The 15,511-nt window shown below is 31.8% G+C and carries 13 protein-coding genes and 2 tRNA genes; 12 read left to right on the top strand and 3 right to left on the bottom strand.

Features of this window, described 5'->3' with window-relative positions; translation table 11 throughout:
* The first annotated feature begins 88 nt into the window (after positions 1 to 88).
* Both idi and BN863_RS12395 read left to right on the top strand, forming a co-directional pair.
* Positions 89 to 610: an isopentenyl-diphosphate Delta-isomerase gene (gene idi / locus BN863_RS12400; RefSeq protein WP_038531063.1), complete on the top strand. Its 522-nt coding sequence runs from the start codon at positions 89 to 91 to the stop codon at positions 608 to 610.
* A gap of 3 nt (positions 611 to 613) precedes the next feature.
* The gene (locus BN863_RS12395) at positions 614 to 1,024 is read left to right on the top strand and encodes a 6-pyruvoyl trahydropterin synthase family protein (protein ID WP_038531060.1); all 411 of its coding nucleotides are present in this window, start codon (positions 614 to 616) and stop codon (positions 1,022 to 1,024) included.
* 272 nt (positions 1,025 to 1,296) lie between these two features.
* Here BN863_RS12395 and BN863_RS12390 read toward each other — a convergent pair whose 3' ends face one another.
* Positions 1,297 to 1,668: a hypothetical protein gene (locus tag BN863_RS12390; RefSeq protein ID WP_038531058.1), complete on the bottom strand. Its 372-nt coding sequence runs from the start codon at positions 1,666 to 1,668 to the stop codon at positions 1,297 to 1,299.
* Positions 1,669 to 2,122: 454 nt separating this feature from the next.
* On the opposite strand from BN863_RS12390, the gene BN863_RS12380 reads away from it, so the two are divergent.
* From BN863_RS12380 to BN863_RS12370, 3 genes are all read left to right on the top strand, one after another.
* A complete protein-coding gene (locus tag BN863_RS12380; protein ID WP_038531053.1) occupies positions 2,123 to 2,392 on the top strand; it encodes a hypothetical protein in 270 nt (89 codons plus the stop codon).
* Positions 2,393 to 2,453: 61 nt separating this feature from the next.
* Positions 2,454 to 2,527, top strand: a tRNA-Thr gene (locus BN863_RS12375).
* A 167-nt stretch (positions 2,528 to 2,694) separates the two neighbouring features.
* Entirely contained in the window at positions 2,695 to 3,981 is a 1,287-nt protein-coding gene (locus BN863_RS12370; protein WP_038531050.1) for an APC family permease, read from the top strand.
* Between the two features lie 147 nt (positions 3,982 to 4,128).
* Here BN863_RS12370 and BN863_RS12365 read toward each other — a convergent pair whose 3' ends face one another.
* The gene (locus BN863_RS12365) at positions 4,129 to 5,322 is read right to left on the bottom strand and encodes a DegT/DnrJ/EryC1/StrS family aminotransferase (RefSeq protein ID WP_038531048.1); all 1,194 of its coding nucleotides are present in this window, start codon (positions 5,320 to 5,322) and stop codon (positions 4,129 to 4,131) included.
* An 88-nt stretch (positions 5,323 to 5,410) separates the two neighbouring features.
* Positions 5,411 to 6,040 (bottom strand): NAD(P)H-dependent oxidoreductase, encoded by a 630-nt coding sequence (locus BN863_RS12360; protein WP_038531047.1) that lies wholly within the window; start codon positions 6,038 to 6,040, stop codon positions 5,411 to 5,413.
* 250 nt (positions 6,041 to 6,290) lie between these two features.
* On the opposite strand from BN863_RS12360, the gene BN863_RS12355 reads away from it, so the two are divergent.
* The 7 genes from BN863_RS12355 to BN863_RS12325 all read left to right on the top strand — a co-directional run bounded on the left by BN863_RS12355 (position 6,291) and on the right by BN863_RS12325 (position 15,486).
* A tRNA-Ser gene (locus BN863_RS12355) sits at positions 6,291 to 6,375 on the top strand.
* 851 nt (positions 6,376 to 7,226) lie between these two features.
* Positions 7,227 to 7,790: an RNA polymerase sigma-70 factor gene (locus tag BN863_RS12350; RefSeq protein WP_038531045.1), complete on the top strand. Its 564-nt coding sequence runs from the start codon at positions 7,227 to 7,229 to the stop codon at positions 7,788 to 7,790.
* Positions 7,791 to 7,990: 200 nt separating this feature from the next.
* On the top strand, positions 7,991 to 9,178 hold the full coding sequence (locus BN863_RS12345) for a FecR family protein (RefSeq protein ID WP_038531042.1): 1,188 nt from the start codon (positions 7,991 to 7,993) through the stop codon (positions 9,176 to 9,178).
* A gap of 171 nt (positions 9,179 to 9,349) precedes the next feature.
* Positions 9,350 to 12,811, top strand: coding sequence for a SusC/RagA family TonB-linked outer membrane protein (locus tag BN863_RS12340; RefSeq protein ID WP_051774772.1), 3,462 nt, complete (start codon positions 9,350 to 9,352; stop codon positions 12,809 to 12,811).
* A gap of 52 nt (positions 12,812 to 12,863) precedes the next feature.
* Positions 12,864 to 14,423 carry a RagB/SusD family nutrient uptake outer membrane protein gene (locus tag BN863_RS12335; protein WP_084817540.1) on the top strand — a complete coding sequence of 520 codons (1,560 nt, stop codon included), beginning with the start codon at positions 12,864 to 12,866 and terminating at the stop codon, positions 14,421 to 14,423.
* Positions 14,424 to 14,440: 17 nt separating this feature from the next.
* Entirely contained in the window at positions 14,441 to 15,040 is a 600-nt protein-coding gene (locus tag BN863_RS18070; RefSeq protein WP_051774770.1) for a fasciclin domain-containing protein, read from the top strand.
* 11 nt (positions 15,041 to 15,051) lie between these two features.
* Positions 15,052 to 15,486 carry a hypothetical protein gene (locus tag BN863_RS12325; RefSeq protein ID WP_038531037.1) on the top strand — a complete coding sequence of 145 codons (435 nt, stop codon included), beginning with the start codon at positions 15,052 to 15,054 and terminating at the stop codon, positions 15,484 to 15,486.
* Positions 15,487 to 15,511: the final 25 nt, after the last annotated feature.

Raw genomic sequence — 15,511 nt, 5'->3', positions numbered from 1 at the left:
AGTAAGAAAAATATTAATTGAAGACATGGCTTTTTAATTTTATCTTCACATTAACGTATTTTATAATTTTACTTGGTATTTTTACAATATGATAGAAGAAAACGTAATATTAGTTGACGAAAACGATGAGCCAATCGGGCTTATGCCAAAACTAGAAGCACATGAAAAAGGCGTACTACATAGAGCCTTTTCTGTATTTGTATTTAATGATAAAAACGAGTTGATGTTGCAACAACGGGCATTAGATAAATACCATACTCCAGGACTATGGACCAATACGTGTTGTAGCCACCAGAGAGAAGGTGAATCTAATGTAGAGGCGGGTAGAAGACGTTTAGAAGAAGAAATGGGCTTTGTAACTGCTTTAGAAGAGCGAACCTCTTTTGTATATAAATCGCCTTTTGAAAATGGATTAACAGAGCATGAATACGATCATGTATTAGTAGGGTATTACAATGGTGAACCTAAAATTAATCCTGAAGAAGTTGCCGATTGGAAGTGGATGACCTTAGATGCTGTTAAAAACGACATTAAATTGAATCCAGATAATTATACGTCTTGGTTTAAAATTATTTTTGATAAGTTTTATGAATTTATAAATGTATCCTAATCCATGATAGCAAAAGTTAGTAGACAAGGGTATTTTAATGCGGCCCACAGATTATATAGAAAAGATTGGACAGACGAAAAAAATCAATTGATTTTTGGACGATGTAATAATCCAAATTATCACGGTCATAATTATGAGATTATAGTAAGTGTTACTGGCGAAATAGATCAAGAAACAGGATTTGTAATCGATTTAAAAATCTTAAAGCAACTTATTAAAGACGAAGTGGAAGAAGCTTTCGATCATAAAAACTTAAATTTAGATGTACCTGAATTCAAGGATTTAAATCCTACAGCCGAAAACATTGCTGTTGTTATTTATAATAAACTCAAGCCTAAGCTTAACGACTATTTAGATTTAGAAATTACGCTTTACGAAACGCCTAGAAATTTTGTTAGTTATTCGGGAAAGTAAATCAATCCGGGTTTGCTTTTGGATCTCTTTGTAATGGTATGATTTTACATAACAAATTACAATTATTCGGAAGGTAATATTATAGCACAACTTAAACGATTAAGTTACTGCGCACAAAATAGAAGGTAATCTGTATATTTAAAAAAGGAAGACTATTTTAAAGTCTGTACACTTCTGTAATAATACATATGTTATTAAACAACGTCTAGAGAAGTTAAGTTGTTAACTTTTATACAAAAAAAAATCCCGGGTGTAACACTCGGGAATTTTATTTAACAAGCTGTTTTTGTTTCCTTAAAATAATTTTTATCTAAAGTAACACCAAACAGAGCACTACAAATGGTTTCATGATGATTGGTAATTGGCTTTGGTTTGGTAACGATAACATTAACCAAATAGCCATTATCATGTTTCTTTATTAATTGTGCTTGTATGGTTAATTCATCATCTATAAATGCATTTTTATGCATTTTAAATTTCACATCTGAAAGATCAGGTGCGTCTTGTAAATAAAACTCTTTAATTGGATAAGAGGCAACGGTTTTAATCTTGTTATAAAGGTTATGCGGTAATAAAAATCCGTTTGCGTTACTTATGCTTTCTGTTACAGTAAAAGGTACGTTGGTGTATATATTTGTATTCATAATGTTGTTATTTAAGGGTATATTAATGTGGGTCTCAATTCGTAATAGTGGTACGTACAAAACATGACGTTAATTCGATTGGAAAGCGCAATAAGCTTCTGGTTTTTCTGTGTAATAGAAATTAAGTTTTTCATGATATTAAAATTTAAATTAGTAATAGGTTAAAAATAAAAAAGGTGCCTTTAAAAAAGCACCTTTATTGTTTATCGTTATATTATGTAATAGTTAACTATATTCAAGATGCACCACGAGCTTTGCTATAAAGCATAAAAATGACAATCGATTTCCACTGTTGTGAAAAACGATTACAAATTTGCTTAGTAATGGCTTTAGTTACATTCATGTAATAAAAGTAATTATTATATTTTATATGAGCAATATTTATTTCGTATTTATAATCAATTATATTTTGAATTAATGTAATTTTGCCAACTAATAAATACAATTTTATATTATGGCAAATGTTAGAGACCTAAAAAAAGATATTAATTATGTTTTAGGCGATATTATTGAAGTTGTTTACATGTGGGAATATTCCAATACTGACAAAGATACTAAACAAAGTCAAGCTATTATTGATGAAGCAATTGTTGTTTTTGATGAATTAATTACCAAAGTAAACGATAAGAACGTTGAAGATACTAAAGCTCATTTTAAGGCAATTAACAACGAATTAGAGACAAGAGGTCGTGCGTTAATTGAAAAAATTAATAATTTAAATTAAATTTTTTTGAAAAAGATTTGCAGATATTAGAAATAGCTCTATATTTGCACTCGATTTTCAGGCCGATGTAGCTCAGCTGGCTAGAGCAGCTGATTTGTAATCAGCAGGTCGTGGGTTCGAGTCCCTCCATCGGCTCTTTAAAAGTTCAATGTTTTACATTGAACTTTTTTTTTGCTTCATAGTTTCCTTACCTTTTAATATTGACTTAATTTTAAAATTTAAAAGAAGTTTAATTTTCTAGTCTGTTAAGGTAGTTTCGTTAGTTAGACAGGTCTTCTTACCTAATCTAATCCTAATTTCAAATGAATAAAAAAATAAGTTTAAAAGATGCCATCTCCATTGGAATAGGAGGTATGGTTGGAGGCGGTATTTTTGCTGTACTCGGTCTTGCCGTATCCTTAGCAAAAGGAGGTACACCTATAGCATTTCTGTTTGCGGGTTTAATCGCGTTGTTAACGGCGTACTCGTATGCTAAGTTATCTATGAAGTATCCTGAAAATGGAGGTACTGTTAAATTTATTCATCAGCAGTTTGGAAACGGTGTTTTTGCAGGTGGAATAAATAATCTACTTTGGATTAGCTATATTGTAATGTTAGCACTCTATGCATCTGCTTTTGGATCTTATGGTGTAGCATTGTTATCTATAACAGGAGACAAAACTATCGATACTCATATATTGCAATCGGCCATTATTGTTATAGCGCTTCTTATTAATTATTTAAGTGTAGCTCTGGTTAGTCGCATTGAATCTGTCGCTGTAGTTATTAAGTTACTTATCCTAATTGCTTTTATAGGCGTTGGGATTTACGGATTTTCTTCACATCCAGAACATTTGGAACAATTGTCACCATCTCATTGGGAGAGCCCTTTTTTGTTGTTATCAGGCGGTATGGTAATTTTTGTGGCTTACGAAGGATTTGAATTGATAGCAAACTCAATATCCGATTTAAAAGATCGAGAAAAAAATACTACAAAAGCCTATTTTGGAGCCGTTGGTTTTGTGGTTGTGTTGTATGTTTTAATAGCCATTGTAACTGTGGGGTCGTTACCGTTTAAAGAAATTGCAGATGCTCAAGATTACGTTTTAGCAAAAGCAGCAGAACCCACTCTAGGTCAAGTAGGATTTACAATTATTACTATAACAGCATTAATTTCTACGTTTTCGGCTATAAATGCTACTGTTTTAGGAAGTGGTAGAGTGAATTACGATATTGCTGTAGATCAAGAACTTCCAAAATATTTCTGTCATCAGTTTTGGGGTAAACCTATAGGATTATTAATTACGGCTATCTTATCTATTGCTTTAGTGAATGTATTTAATTTGGAAAGTATCTCCACAGCGGGAAGCTCAGGCTTTTTACTTGTGTTCTGTATTGTTAATTATATTGGTTATAAAAAACACGCAGAATTAGGCTCTAATAAGCTTATTCACGCCATTGCAAGTGCGCTTTGCTTCCTAGCTTTTATAACCCTAATCATACAGCAATTTTCGGGCAATACAATAGGTGTTTTTATTTCACTTGGTATTATTGTTTTTTGCTTTGTAATGGAATTTATTTATAAACGTGTTTTGATTAGAGAGCGCTAACACAAATACATTTCAATTTGAACACTAGATGTAAATCTTTTACTTAAAGAATGTGTTGTGTAAAGAGTATCAAAAAAATTATATCAAAAAAGTAAGCCACGCTCTGTTGTAATACAGGGCATGGCTTTTATAATATGTGTGTATTTATTATAATACGCTTTTAATGGCCTCTACCATTTTTGAAGCTCTTAATTTTACTTCATCTTCAGTCCAAGATAATTTGATTAAACAAGAGATGTTTCTCGCAATATAATAATCAGATTGTTTAAAGTTATTAATATCTATCTTGCTTAATGCGTCTTTGGTAGGCGCAGGCATAGGGAATAGACTTTTAGCATCTTTTAAATGCTCCCATTTTCTAACATAATGCCAATTGTTGTTGTAGTAATGAAAACAACCATCTATTCCAGCTTCTTTTAAAACTGTCATTGCAGACGTTGTTGTTTCTAGGTCTGTTAAAAAGAAATTTAAAAAGGAATAATTTTCTACACCTTCCTCGGGAATTGTTCTAAACGTAAGTTCAGGAATCGTGCTTAAAGCCTCTTTTAATATGGTATAATGTTTTTTCTGAATAGCAATAAAATCTTGTAATCGTCTAACTTGTGCTAGTCCTACAGCAGCATGTAATTCCGAAATTCTAAAATTATATCCTAAAAACGGATGACTTTCAGCGCCACGATCCGAACCAACATGATCATGTCCATGGTCGCTGTAATGATCTGCCCAAGTGGCATAGTCGTCGTTGTTTGTAATGATGGCTCCACCTTCAGCAGCAGTAATTGTTTTTACAAAATCGAATGAAAAGCATCCCACATCTCCGTAACTTCCTAAGGCTTTTCCTTCGTAAGTTCCACCAATAGCTTGACAAGCATCTTCAATAAGTTTTAAGTTATGAGTGTCGCAAATCGCTTTAAGTTCTTTTAAACGTGCCATACCGCCGCACATATGTACAGGCATAATCGCTTTTGTTTGTGGAGTAATGGCGTTTTTAACGGCCTCAATATCTAGGGTTAAAGTATCGTCAATATCAACAAGAATAGGAATAGCGCCTAGCATTAAAACGGCTTCAAAACTTGCTACAAAGGTAAATGTAGGAAGTATAACTTCGTCGCCAGCACCAACACCAGCAATAGCTAATGCTACGGATACAGCAGCTGTACCACTAGACACCAATTGCGCATGCTTAACTTGCATTTGGTTTTCTAATTCCGTTTCTAATTCTTTAGCTTTCCAATGGTTATTTCTCATGGCATCAAAGCCATAACGCATTAAAATTCCGCTATCTAGTACATCGTGTACTTCTTTTTGTTCTGCACTTCCAAAAAGTTCAAATCCAGGCATGAGGTAAGTTTAAAGTTGAATTCAAACTTACGATTAATGCAAGGAATAAAAAAGAAGAGAAAACGAAGATTCGTTATCTTTTTTAGGGTTATATGTGAATAATACTATCTGCTATGGGTTTTCTAACTTTTTTTAATTCAGAAAACAAATCGTCTGAAGCACGATATCCAATAGGAAGCACTAAAACAGATTTCAATCCTTTTTCCGATAACTTCAAAATACGATCATAGGTATCGGGTTTAAAACCTTCCATTGGGCAGGCGTCAATGTGTTCTAAAGCACAAACGGTTAACATATTTCCTAAAGCTAGATAAGCCTGTTTAGTCGCCCAATTCTCAATTTGTATTTGCTCTTTATTTTCAAAATCAGAAATTAAAAAATCTTTAAAAGGTTTTAAAACGGCATCTGGAGTTTCGCGTAAATCTTGCACACGGTTAAAATAATTTTCTACAAATACAGAGTCTATTGTTGTTTCTATACAGAATACTAAAACATGAGACGCTTGAGCTATTTGCTCTTGGTTCATAGAAGCTGCTACTAATTCACGTTGCAACGTTTTATTGTTAATTACTACAAGTTTTACTGGTTGTAAACCATAAGAGGTCGCTGTTAAATTAAATGCTTCTAATAATATTTGTAGTTTATTGTCTTCAATCTGCCGTGTATTGTCGAACTTTTTTGTGGCATATCGCCATTGCAACTGTTTTATAATATCCATATACTGATTTAATAGGCTCCAAAAATAGGATTTGAAACCGACTTTATTTCATTTAGTATTGAATAATTATTGAAAAGAATGACACTACCGAATAAAATTAAAAGAAAAATACGAATTCAACTCTTTGACATTTAATTTATTATAATTTTTGTGTAAAAATATTTTAATTTTTTTTAGTTTTTATTTGAAATAAACGAAAAAGCGTCTTATATTTGCACCCGCATTCAGGGAATACCTGATGAGGCACTCAGGAGAATTGGCAGAGTGGTCGAATGCGGCAGTCTTGAAAACTGTTGAGGGTCACACCTCCGGGGGTTCGAATCCCTCATTCTCCGCTAAAACCCCGTAACAGTAATGTTATGGGGTTTTGTTTTTTTTAAGTATAGTTAGTCTAGTTTTTAATCTATTCTAAATTCTTTCGGGAATAATGAGTTTTTAATATTCAATTAGTAATTAACTGATAAATACTTCTTTCTCTGAATATATTGTATGTTAAATGCAATATAAACTTTCTGAACAAAATGATTTAGTTTTAAAGGTCACCAATCAAGGGCTGTTTTAATGATATTCTCTATAGACACTTCGTTTTTCTTATCAAAATCATTGTCACAAAAAAATTAAGGACTATAGGAATAAAAGCCTTCTTAAATTTTTATTAAATATCCAGTTAAATTCTGTTTGAGTTCTAAACCAAGTTTTTTTCTAAGTCTCTAACGAGCCAGTTCTACACCTCTGGTAGAAATATGCATTACTTCAGCAATTTATTTTGCCGACATATTTAATAACAAATAAATCGATAAATCTAGTTCTCTAGAAGAGATGTTTGGGTGTTTTTCTTTTAGTCTTTTTAAAAAATCGAAATGTACATTTTTTATATGTTTTTCTAAATCTCTCCAGCCGTTATCATTATTAATCTCCTTATTGATACTGCGTATTAATATTTCTAATATATCTTAGAAAACACTTGGTTTATTGATTAATGATTTCTTTTAAAAAGAACATTTTTATTTATGATTCAATTATTATAGACGTGTCAATTTATTAATATAAAAAAAAACATAAAACACTTTCCTTAATTCAGAAATTAAAGCAATCCAATAAGGAGATTTAGCATATATTAGCAAAAATTTAACCTTAAATTAACTCGTAAGAATTCCTAGTATTCGATTGATAAATAAAAATAATAATGTTTGATTCTGATATTGAAATTATAAAAGGTTTAAAGAAAGACGATAAGAAAGCATTAACTGTATTGTATAAAAATTATTGGAAAATACTTTATATATCTTCTTATAATTTACTGAAAGATAAAGAAGTGTGTGAAGAAATTATACAAGACGTTTTTATTGATGTATGGAATAAAAGGAAAGAGTTAGAAATAAGAGTATCTTTTAAAAGTTACCTTTATGCATGTGTAAGATATAAGGTTTTTGCAGAGTTTAGAAGCAACAAAATCATGCGAGTAGAGTTGTTTGAAGAACTCGATAAACGTATGCAGTATACAACTCCAGAAACTAAAATGATGCATAAGGAATTAAAGTATCACATTGAATTAGTTGTTGATACTTTACCAGAAAAATGTAAAAGAGTTTATGTGTTAAGCAGAAATGAACACTTAAGTCATAAAGAAATATCCGAACAATTAGGTATTTCTATTAAAACAGTAGAAAATCATATTACTAATGCTCTTCGGGTTTTGAGAGCATCTTTAGGTCAAGTTTTATTCGTAGTTCTTTTTATTAACTCTTGATTATATTCTACCAATCTCAGATGTAAATTTACACTGCATTTTTATCAACTTTTCATTCTTATAGTTAAATATTTTCAAGCTTTCATTTGTCTTTTGTTAGATATTATTCGATAAAATTAGAAAATAATTGAATTTCGTTTAGGGGGTAGTCTTCTTTTTAGACACTTACCTTATATAACGTTTAATATTTAGCTTAACTGATGAAAGACAATCAATATAAAATTCAAGATTTTCAAGACCTAATTGAAAAACATCTTGAAGGTAAAATTACTATTGAAGAAGTTAAAAAGCTTGTTAATTATTACGAGAGTTTTCAAGAAACACACGAATGGGTTGAAGAATTAGGGGCTGAAAGTAAGTTGGAAAGCAAAATGCTTATTAATATTTTAGAAACTATTCAAATAGAAAAACCTTCTAAAGTAATTCCTTTATATAAAAAATCATTTTTTAAATATGTCGTTGCAGCTTCTCTGATTGCTATAAGTTTTGGTTTAACTTATTTTAATAATTTAAAATCATCAGCCCAAATTACAGAATCTAATTTAAAAGAAATTAAACCTGGCTATCACAAGGCAACTCTTGTCCTAGCTAATGGTGAACAAGTTGATTTAGAAGCTCACCAAAATGAGATGATTAAATCTTCAACATCAACCCAAATAAATAATAAAAATAATACTCTAGAATACCTCATTGTAGATAACAGTAACAATGATAGTAAAAAAGCGGTAGGAGTAAATACATTATATGTTCCTATAGGCGGTATTTACAAGCTAATCCTTCCTGATGGTTCAAAAGTATGGTTAAATTCAAATTCAACGCTTAAGTATCCTGAAGTATTTAATACTTCAGAAAGACGAGTTACCTTAGAAGGTGAAGCATATTTTGAGGTAGTTAAAAATAAAGGAGAGTTTATTGTGTCTACAGAAAAACAAGATATAACTGTATTGGGTACAGAATTCAATGTAAGTGCTTACAAAAAAGATGATTTTTTCTCATCTACACTGGTTGAGGGAAAAATAGAGTTGTCTTCAGACGATACTAATAGTGTTGTGCTAAGTCCAGGTCAGAGAGGATATTTAAAGTTTGATAATTTTAAGAGAGTATATGTAAGTGAAGTTGATGTAAGAAATTATAGTACTTGGAAAGATGGTATTTTCTATTTTGAGAACGAAGATCTTGCTACCATTTTAAAGAGAGCGGGAAGATGGTACGGTTTTGAAACAAAATTTGAAAACTTAAACGATATAAAAGATATTCTCTTTACTGGTGTTGTGAAAAAAGATGCACCTGTTAAAGATTTATTAGAAATGATTTCAGAAACTTCCGGTATAGGATATCAAGTACATAAAAGGAACGATAAAATTATAATAGAAGTGAAAGTTAAGTAGTAATTAAAATAAAAACCGGATAGTTTTTGGCGATCCCATCCGGTTTAAAATGTGTTAACCAATCGTGTAATTAAATTAACAAATCTAATGATGCAAATGTATGAAAAAAAATCTTTCGTGAGGGAGAAGCAAGGCTTCCTCTTACGTCATAAAAGCGAAATTGTGAGGATTATGAAACGGTCTATTTTTATTTTTGCTCTTCTGTTTTTTAACGTAGCGGCTTTTGCTTATGCCCAGAAAATTAATTTAAAAAAGGGAAAAGTACCGCTTCATGAAGCCTTAAAAGAAGTAAGAGAACAAGCCAATGTTGAGTTGTTTTATAGTAATAAAGGGCTCGATTTAAATAGGTTAGTAGAAGCTAATTTTTATAATGTTGATTTTGAAGATGCTATTTCTAAATTGATAGGAAAAAACTTCGAATTAAAAAATCAAGGCAATCAATTGTATTTAATTGTTCCTGCTAAAACGGTTCAACAAGATATTTTAACTGTACGTGGTGTTGTACAAAATCAGAAAGGAGAAAAGTTACCTGGTGCTACAGTAAAAGTAAAAGGGACTTTGAATGGTGTTTCTACTAATATTGAAGGAAAATTCGTTATTGAAGTACCCGTAGAATCGGGTATAACTTCAAAGCTAGTTGTTTCTTTTGTTGGGTATAAGAATTCTGAACTAACTATAGGTGAAAATACCAATTTATTAGTAACGCTTGAAGAGGATATAAATTCTTTAGATGAAGTTACTGTAGTAGCTTATGGTGAGAGAAATCAAAAAGAACTTATTAATTCTGTGGCTTCTGTAAAGGCAGATGCTATTAAGGATATGCCAGCTGCAAATCTTGAGAATCTTATGCAGGGGCAGATGGCGGGTGTAGCTGTAGTTAACCAATCTGGAGCTCCTGGAGGTACAGGTTCAATTGTTAGTATTCGAGGTCAAAATTCGTTACGGGTAACAGGTCCAGATGGTACGGTTTTAAACGATGGTTCGCCGCTGTATGTAGTAGATGGTATCCCTATTATTTCAGAAAATAATACAGACTTGTCTGTAAGCGGATTAGCAGATATTGATCCTTCTACAATTGAATCTATGGAGGTGTTAAAAGATGCATCAGCTACAGCTATGTATGGCTCTAGAGCTAATAACGGTGTAATACTTATAACTACAAAAAAAGGTAAAACAGGAAAGGCAGAAATTAAAGCTAATGTGTCAACAGGATATTCTATTCTACCTAAAACACCTGTACAAACTTTAGGGAATGCTGAGCGTCAATTTGCTATTAAATTTATTAAAGGAGCTACGACAGCGTATTATGACTTTGCAACTAGAACATATATTGTACCTCAATCATATGAAGATTCATGGAATAAGTATGGAACATTTGACTGGTTCTGGGGTAATGGTGTTAGAAATGGTGCATATCAACCTGCTGTACAGGATAGTCTAAATTCATATTATAATAATAATTCAAACTGGTGGGATTACTTTTTCCAAACAGGAAAAACTACTAATGTAAATCTTCAAGTAAATGGGGGTACCGAATTATTTAGATATAATGTTTCAGCAGGGCACTATAAAGAAGAAGGTATAATGCCTGGATCGGCTTTTAAGCGATATAATTTAACTGCAAACTTGGATCTTAATCCAAGAAAAAACCTATCAATTACTTCAACAAATTATTTTGCTTATACCAACAGAGGTATAGGAGGTAGCAGTAATAATGGTGCTGCTTATATGGTTGGTTCTCCAATTTCGGTTTCTTCATTAAGCTCTATAGATAATCCTATAGCTATAGAACAGGCTAATAGAATTGCAGATACAGAACAAAAAAATAATACCTATAGATTACGTTCTGGCCTGCGAATTGGATTAGATTTAGCACCTGGTCTAAAATTCACATCATCACCTGCTGTAGATTTATCTCTTGCAACGAGTAATATTTTTATTCCATCTTATTTAGATGATCAATATGGGTTATCTAAAGTTTCTGCGTATAACACAATGGGGGTTATGTTGAATTGGGAAAACTTATTGAATTATAATAAAACCTTTAATGAAAAACACAACTTTGAACTCTTGTTAGGACAAGGGTATACCTCTAGAATTAATAATGCTAGTATAGGTTATGGTAGCGGAATGTCTAGTAATGATATTCATTACGTACCTCAAATTCCAGCTTCAAATGCTGTAATAGAGCAAAATGGTGTTTCAATTTTTACAAGAAACTATTCTTCTACCTATAGTAAAACGGTTTTACTGAGTTATTTCGGTAGAGTGGCGTATAATTTTAATGAAAAATATTTATTTGAAGGTACTATAAGAAGAGATGGTTCTAGTACGTTTGGCGATGGTAAAAAATGGGGAACATTCCCATCACTAGCTGCAGGATGGAATTTTTCCAGCGAAAATTTTATGAATGATGCATGGTGGTTGTCTTCTGGTAAGTTAAGAGCATCATGGGGTGTAACGGGGATACAATTTAACGACCCATATTTAGCACAAGGTACCGTGTCCGATGCCAGTTCGCCATACTTTCTAAATGTTCCTGGTTTAGCTCCAGATCAAGTGTCTTATGATAATTTAAATTGGGAAGAATCTCAACAATACGATATCGGTTTAGATGTTAATTTATTTGATTATCGTGTAAAGATTGTTGCAGATTATTATTACAAATATAACAAAGACCAAATCTATAATGCTCCACTTCCTGGTGATGTATATTTTAAAGATAAAACATGGAGAAATACCTTTTCAACGTCTAATCAAGGTATTGAGTTCGCGGTTCAAGCTGACATCTTTAGAGATACAGAGGTTAAATGGACAAGTAGTTTTAATATAGCAAGGAACTATAATAAATTTGAGGAAAGCTATAACAATCGAGATGTAGACAATTTTATTTTAGGAAATCCTTTATTTGGGTTTAATGTATATGTCCAAGATGGATTTATTGAAAGTGAAGAAGATATTCCTGTATACTACAATGTTGATGGTTCTGTAAATTTACAAAATCAAGGGAGTAGTTTGTACCCAACTCAGGTAGGAATGAAAAAAATTAAGGATTTAAATGACGATGGCCGTATTAATGAATTAGATAAAGTATATAAGGGGTCTCCATTACCAAAAGCAACTGGAGGTTTTAATAACCGTATAACTTGGAAAAACTTCGATTTAAACTTTTTATTTACTTATACACTTTCTAAATCACTTATTAATGCCGTGCCATATTCATCTTATCTAAATAGTAGAGACCCTAGTGTTGGCCCTTTATTATTAGATGTTAATAATGCCGAATTTTGGTCACAACAGGGGTTTGATAATGCGAATGGCGATTACAACCCAATGTTCCCTTCTGCTAATTTAGGATATAGTCCTCAAGCTGATCCTATGGTAGATACTAATATTGAAACGGTTAATTATTTAAGGTTAAAACGTTTAAATATCTCCTATAATTTTAATCAAGATTGGATGAAAAATATTGGGTTAGAATCTACTCGTGTGTTTATTACGGCAGAAAATCTATTCTTAATTACTAATTATTCAGGACTAGATCCTGAGGCTGTTAATATAACAGGGGTCGATAATCTTGATAGTTATCCGTTACCTAGAGTATTCACTTTAGGTTGTTCAATAAATTTCTAATAGAATAAAAGATTTTAATCCATCTTTTATTAAAAAATAAAAAAATAAAAAAATGAAACAGTATTTAATTCTTTTAATATGTCTCGCAGGAATGCTTAATTCTTGCGCAGATTCACTAGATATAACTCCAGAAGATAGACAGTCTATAACCAATGCATTTGATGATGACGATGAGTTAATGGGGTTTTTAATCAGTATCGAAGGGTATATTCAACGTGTTATAAAAAATGATTCGCATCAGGCCATGGGGGCGGCAGCAGATAGATGCGATAATTCGGGCTATTCAAATTTAAGAGACCTAGTACCTGCTACTGTAACCTCTTCATTTTATAGTGATTGGTCACCGTATTACGATATTATATATCTATGTAATTTAATGTTAGAAAATGTTCATCAAGCTGAAGGAAACATATCTCAAGAACGAATAGATTTTTACATAAGTCAAGCTAAATTTTGCAAAGGATGGATGTATTTTGAATTAGGACGTATTTGGGGGAATGCTATAATTACAACAAGTACTAATAATTTTGAACCCTATGCTAATAGTACAGATTACGAGGTTATTGCTGAGGCAATTAACAATATGGAAGAAGCTTATGAAATGCTAGGTAGTTATGGCGAATTAACAGACAACAATGGTGAATTGCTACTTTCAAAACAATACGGTACTAAAGGAGCAGCTGCAGGTTTGTTGGCACATATATACGCTTGGCAAGGTAGTATGGCCGAACTTTATAATTGGCCAGGAATTTCTTCTTCAGAGGCTTACGAGCAATCTATAAAATGGTCAACTAAATTAATATCTGGAGAAGACTCTGGATTATATAACCTTGCAATAGATATTCCTACCATGCTAGAACAAAATTTTTCTGGCTGGGAGCCTTCAACTCGATTAATGGCGAGTGAGAGTATTTTAGAAGTTCAACGTTTTTATTTAGAGGATAATTCTGTAGGATATATTAGTCCTATCATAGAGAGGTATGTAACTTGGCCTGTAGATTATAACGACGGTACATCTACTATTGAAGGTGCAGCCGTAACCTTTAAGTTTGAAGCTTCTACAATACAAAATATGTATAAAGGAGAAGATGAAAGAAAAGAAACCTATTTCTATAAAGTAGATTCTATGGCAACAGCAGGACATCAATTTTCCTATCCTTATAAGGTTAGTAATGGTGTATTTAGAGTTGTAAGTCAAACCACTGGAATTACTAGAATGACAGGGTTAGATTGTAATAATATTTACATTAGACTTGCAGGAATTTATCTTTTAAGAGCAGAGTGTTATGCTAAATTAGGTAATGAAGCAAATGCTATAACCGATTTAAATACAATTAGAAATAGAGCTAAAGCAGAGCTTTATCCAGCCGAAGGAGATGCAGACATACAGTATGCTATTTTTAAAGAAAGAGAGAAAGAACTTTTAATGGAAAATGGTAGGTATTACGATGTGTTAAGAAATAATTATATCGATACAGAATTACCTCCTGCTTTTGCATTATTAAGTGATCAAGATATTCAAGATGGAGCTCTATATCTAAATATTGGAGAGGCTGCATTTACAAATAATACGCTTTTAAAGCAAAACATATACTGGTACAGAGTACAATAAAAAATAAAAATAAAAAGATGAAAAAAATATTAGTATATCTCCTTGTTATCTTCTCAGCTTTCAGTTGTACTACGCAGGATAACCTTATTGACAGTGGTTTAGCTAATGGAGAATTGTCAGATAAAACCATTTACGAGTATTTATTAACAGATGATTACAATTGGGATCTTACTGTACAAATGATAGAACATGCAGGATTAACAGATGTGTTTAATGGAATTGACCCAAACTATCCTCAGGTGATGTTCATGGGATTAACTTCTCATTCAATCAGAAAATGGATTTATACTCAGAATTTAGAATCGGTAAGTCAAACAGACCCAGAAGTTTGTAGACAGATTTTGTTAAATCACTTATTTGAAGATGTTTATTTAAGAGATGAAATTCCTTTAATTCAAGATGGAGGCGTTTATATTACTTCTATAGGAGGAGCTGAAATTCAGCTGTTTACAGAAGAGGATATAGATTTAATTTATGGTGTTGGTCCTGTGCTTGTTAAATTTAACTCTGCAGACGGTACGAGTATAAGATTTGCTCAAATTGCTTCGGCCGATATACATCCTTCAAACGGAATTGTGCACTCTATGCACTATGATTACATTATTGACAAACTTTAAAAAGAAATTAAATGAAAAAATCAATTATATACATATTAATAGTCTTCATAGGTATTTTAAATATTGGATGCAGTGACGAAGTTGGATATTTAGATATTGAAAATGCTGAATATTTACCAAATACATTAACTATAAGAATGGAGTTAGATACTTATTTGGATGCATTGAGAATTGAAAATCAATCACCATGGGTGTCGCAAAAAATTAGTGGAGTTTTAGGTACAGAACCTTTAGTTTTTAGTGTCGAGACCGTGCGTTCAGAAAATGTGAATCAGGCTGGTGTTGATTATTTTTTAAATCATGTTTCAGTTCAAGGCTTAGGACAAGTTATATATCCACTAAATACAGATACTACTCCTGGTACTTATATTGTTAGTATCCGTATTGATAATGCGGGCGATTACTCTGGAGTTGTTGAAGATGCATTAACTATAACAGTTGAATAAATTAAATTAAAACAAATGAAATTAA

The organism is Formosa agariphila KMM 3901 (assembly GCF_000723205.1).
Classification (GTDB): Bacteria; Bacteroidota; Bacteroidia; order Flavobacteriales; family Flavobacteriaceae; genus Formosa; species Formosa agariphila.
Note: the sequence above shows the minus strand (reverse complement) of the source record. Positions and strands in the feature narration are given on the sequence as shown.

What these genes read in the sequence shown, in the direction of transcription:
- BN863_RS12345 (WP_038531042.1), top strand. Translation starts at nt 7,991, where the DNA reads ATGAAAGACAATCAATATAAAATTCAAGATTTTCAAGACCTAATTGAA.
- BN863_RS12370 (WP_038531050.1), top strand. Translation starts at nt 2,695, where the DNA reads ATGAATAAAAAAATAAGTTTAAAAGATGCCATCTCCATTGGAATAGGA.
- BN863_RS12350 (WP_038531045.1), top strand. Translation starts at nt 7,227, where the DNA reads ATGTTTGATTCTGATATTGAAATTATAAAAGGTTTAAAGAAAGACGAT.
- BN863_RS12380 (WP_038531053.1), top strand. Translation starts at nt 2,123, where the DNA reads ATGGCAAATGTTAGAGACCTAAAAAAAGATATTAATTATGTTTTAGGC.
- BN863_RS18070 (WP_051774770.1), top strand. Translation starts at nt 14,441, where the DNA reads ATGAAAAAAATATTAGTATATCTCCTTGTTATCTTCTCAGCTTTCAGT.
- BN863_RS12390 (WP_038531058.1), bottom strand. Translation starts at nt 1,668, where the DNA reads ATGAATACAAATATATACACCAACGTACCTTTTACTGTAACAGAAAGC.
- BN863_RS12365 (WP_038531048.1), bottom strand. Translation starts at nt 5,322, where the DNA reads ATGCCTGGATTTGAACTTTTTGGAAGTGCAGAACAAAAAGAAGTACAC.
- BN863_RS12340 (WP_051774772.1), top strand. Translation starts at nt 9,350, where the DNA reads ATGAAACGGTCTATTTTTATTTTTGCTCTTCTGTTTTTTAACGTAGCG.
- idi (WP_038531063.1), top strand. Translation starts at nt 89, where the DNA reads ATGATAGAAGAAAACGTAATATTAGTTGACGAAAACGATGAGCCAATC.
- BN863_RS12335 (WP_084817540.1), top strand. Translation starts at nt 12,864, where the DNA reads ATGAAACAGTATTTAATTCTTTTAATATGTCTCGCAGGAATGCTTAAT.
- BN863_RS12395 (WP_038531060.1), top strand. Translation starts at nt 614, where the DNA reads ATGATAGCAAAAGTTAGTAGACAAGGGTATTTTAATGCGGCCCACAGA.
- BN863_RS12325 (WP_038531037.1), top strand. Translation starts at nt 15,052, where the DNA reads ATGAAAAAATCAATTATATACATATTAATAGTCTTCATAGGTATTTTA.
- BN863_RS12360 (WP_038531047.1), bottom strand. Translation starts at nt 6,040, where the DNA reads ATGGATATTATAAAACAGTTGCAATGGCGATATGCCACAAAAAAGTTC.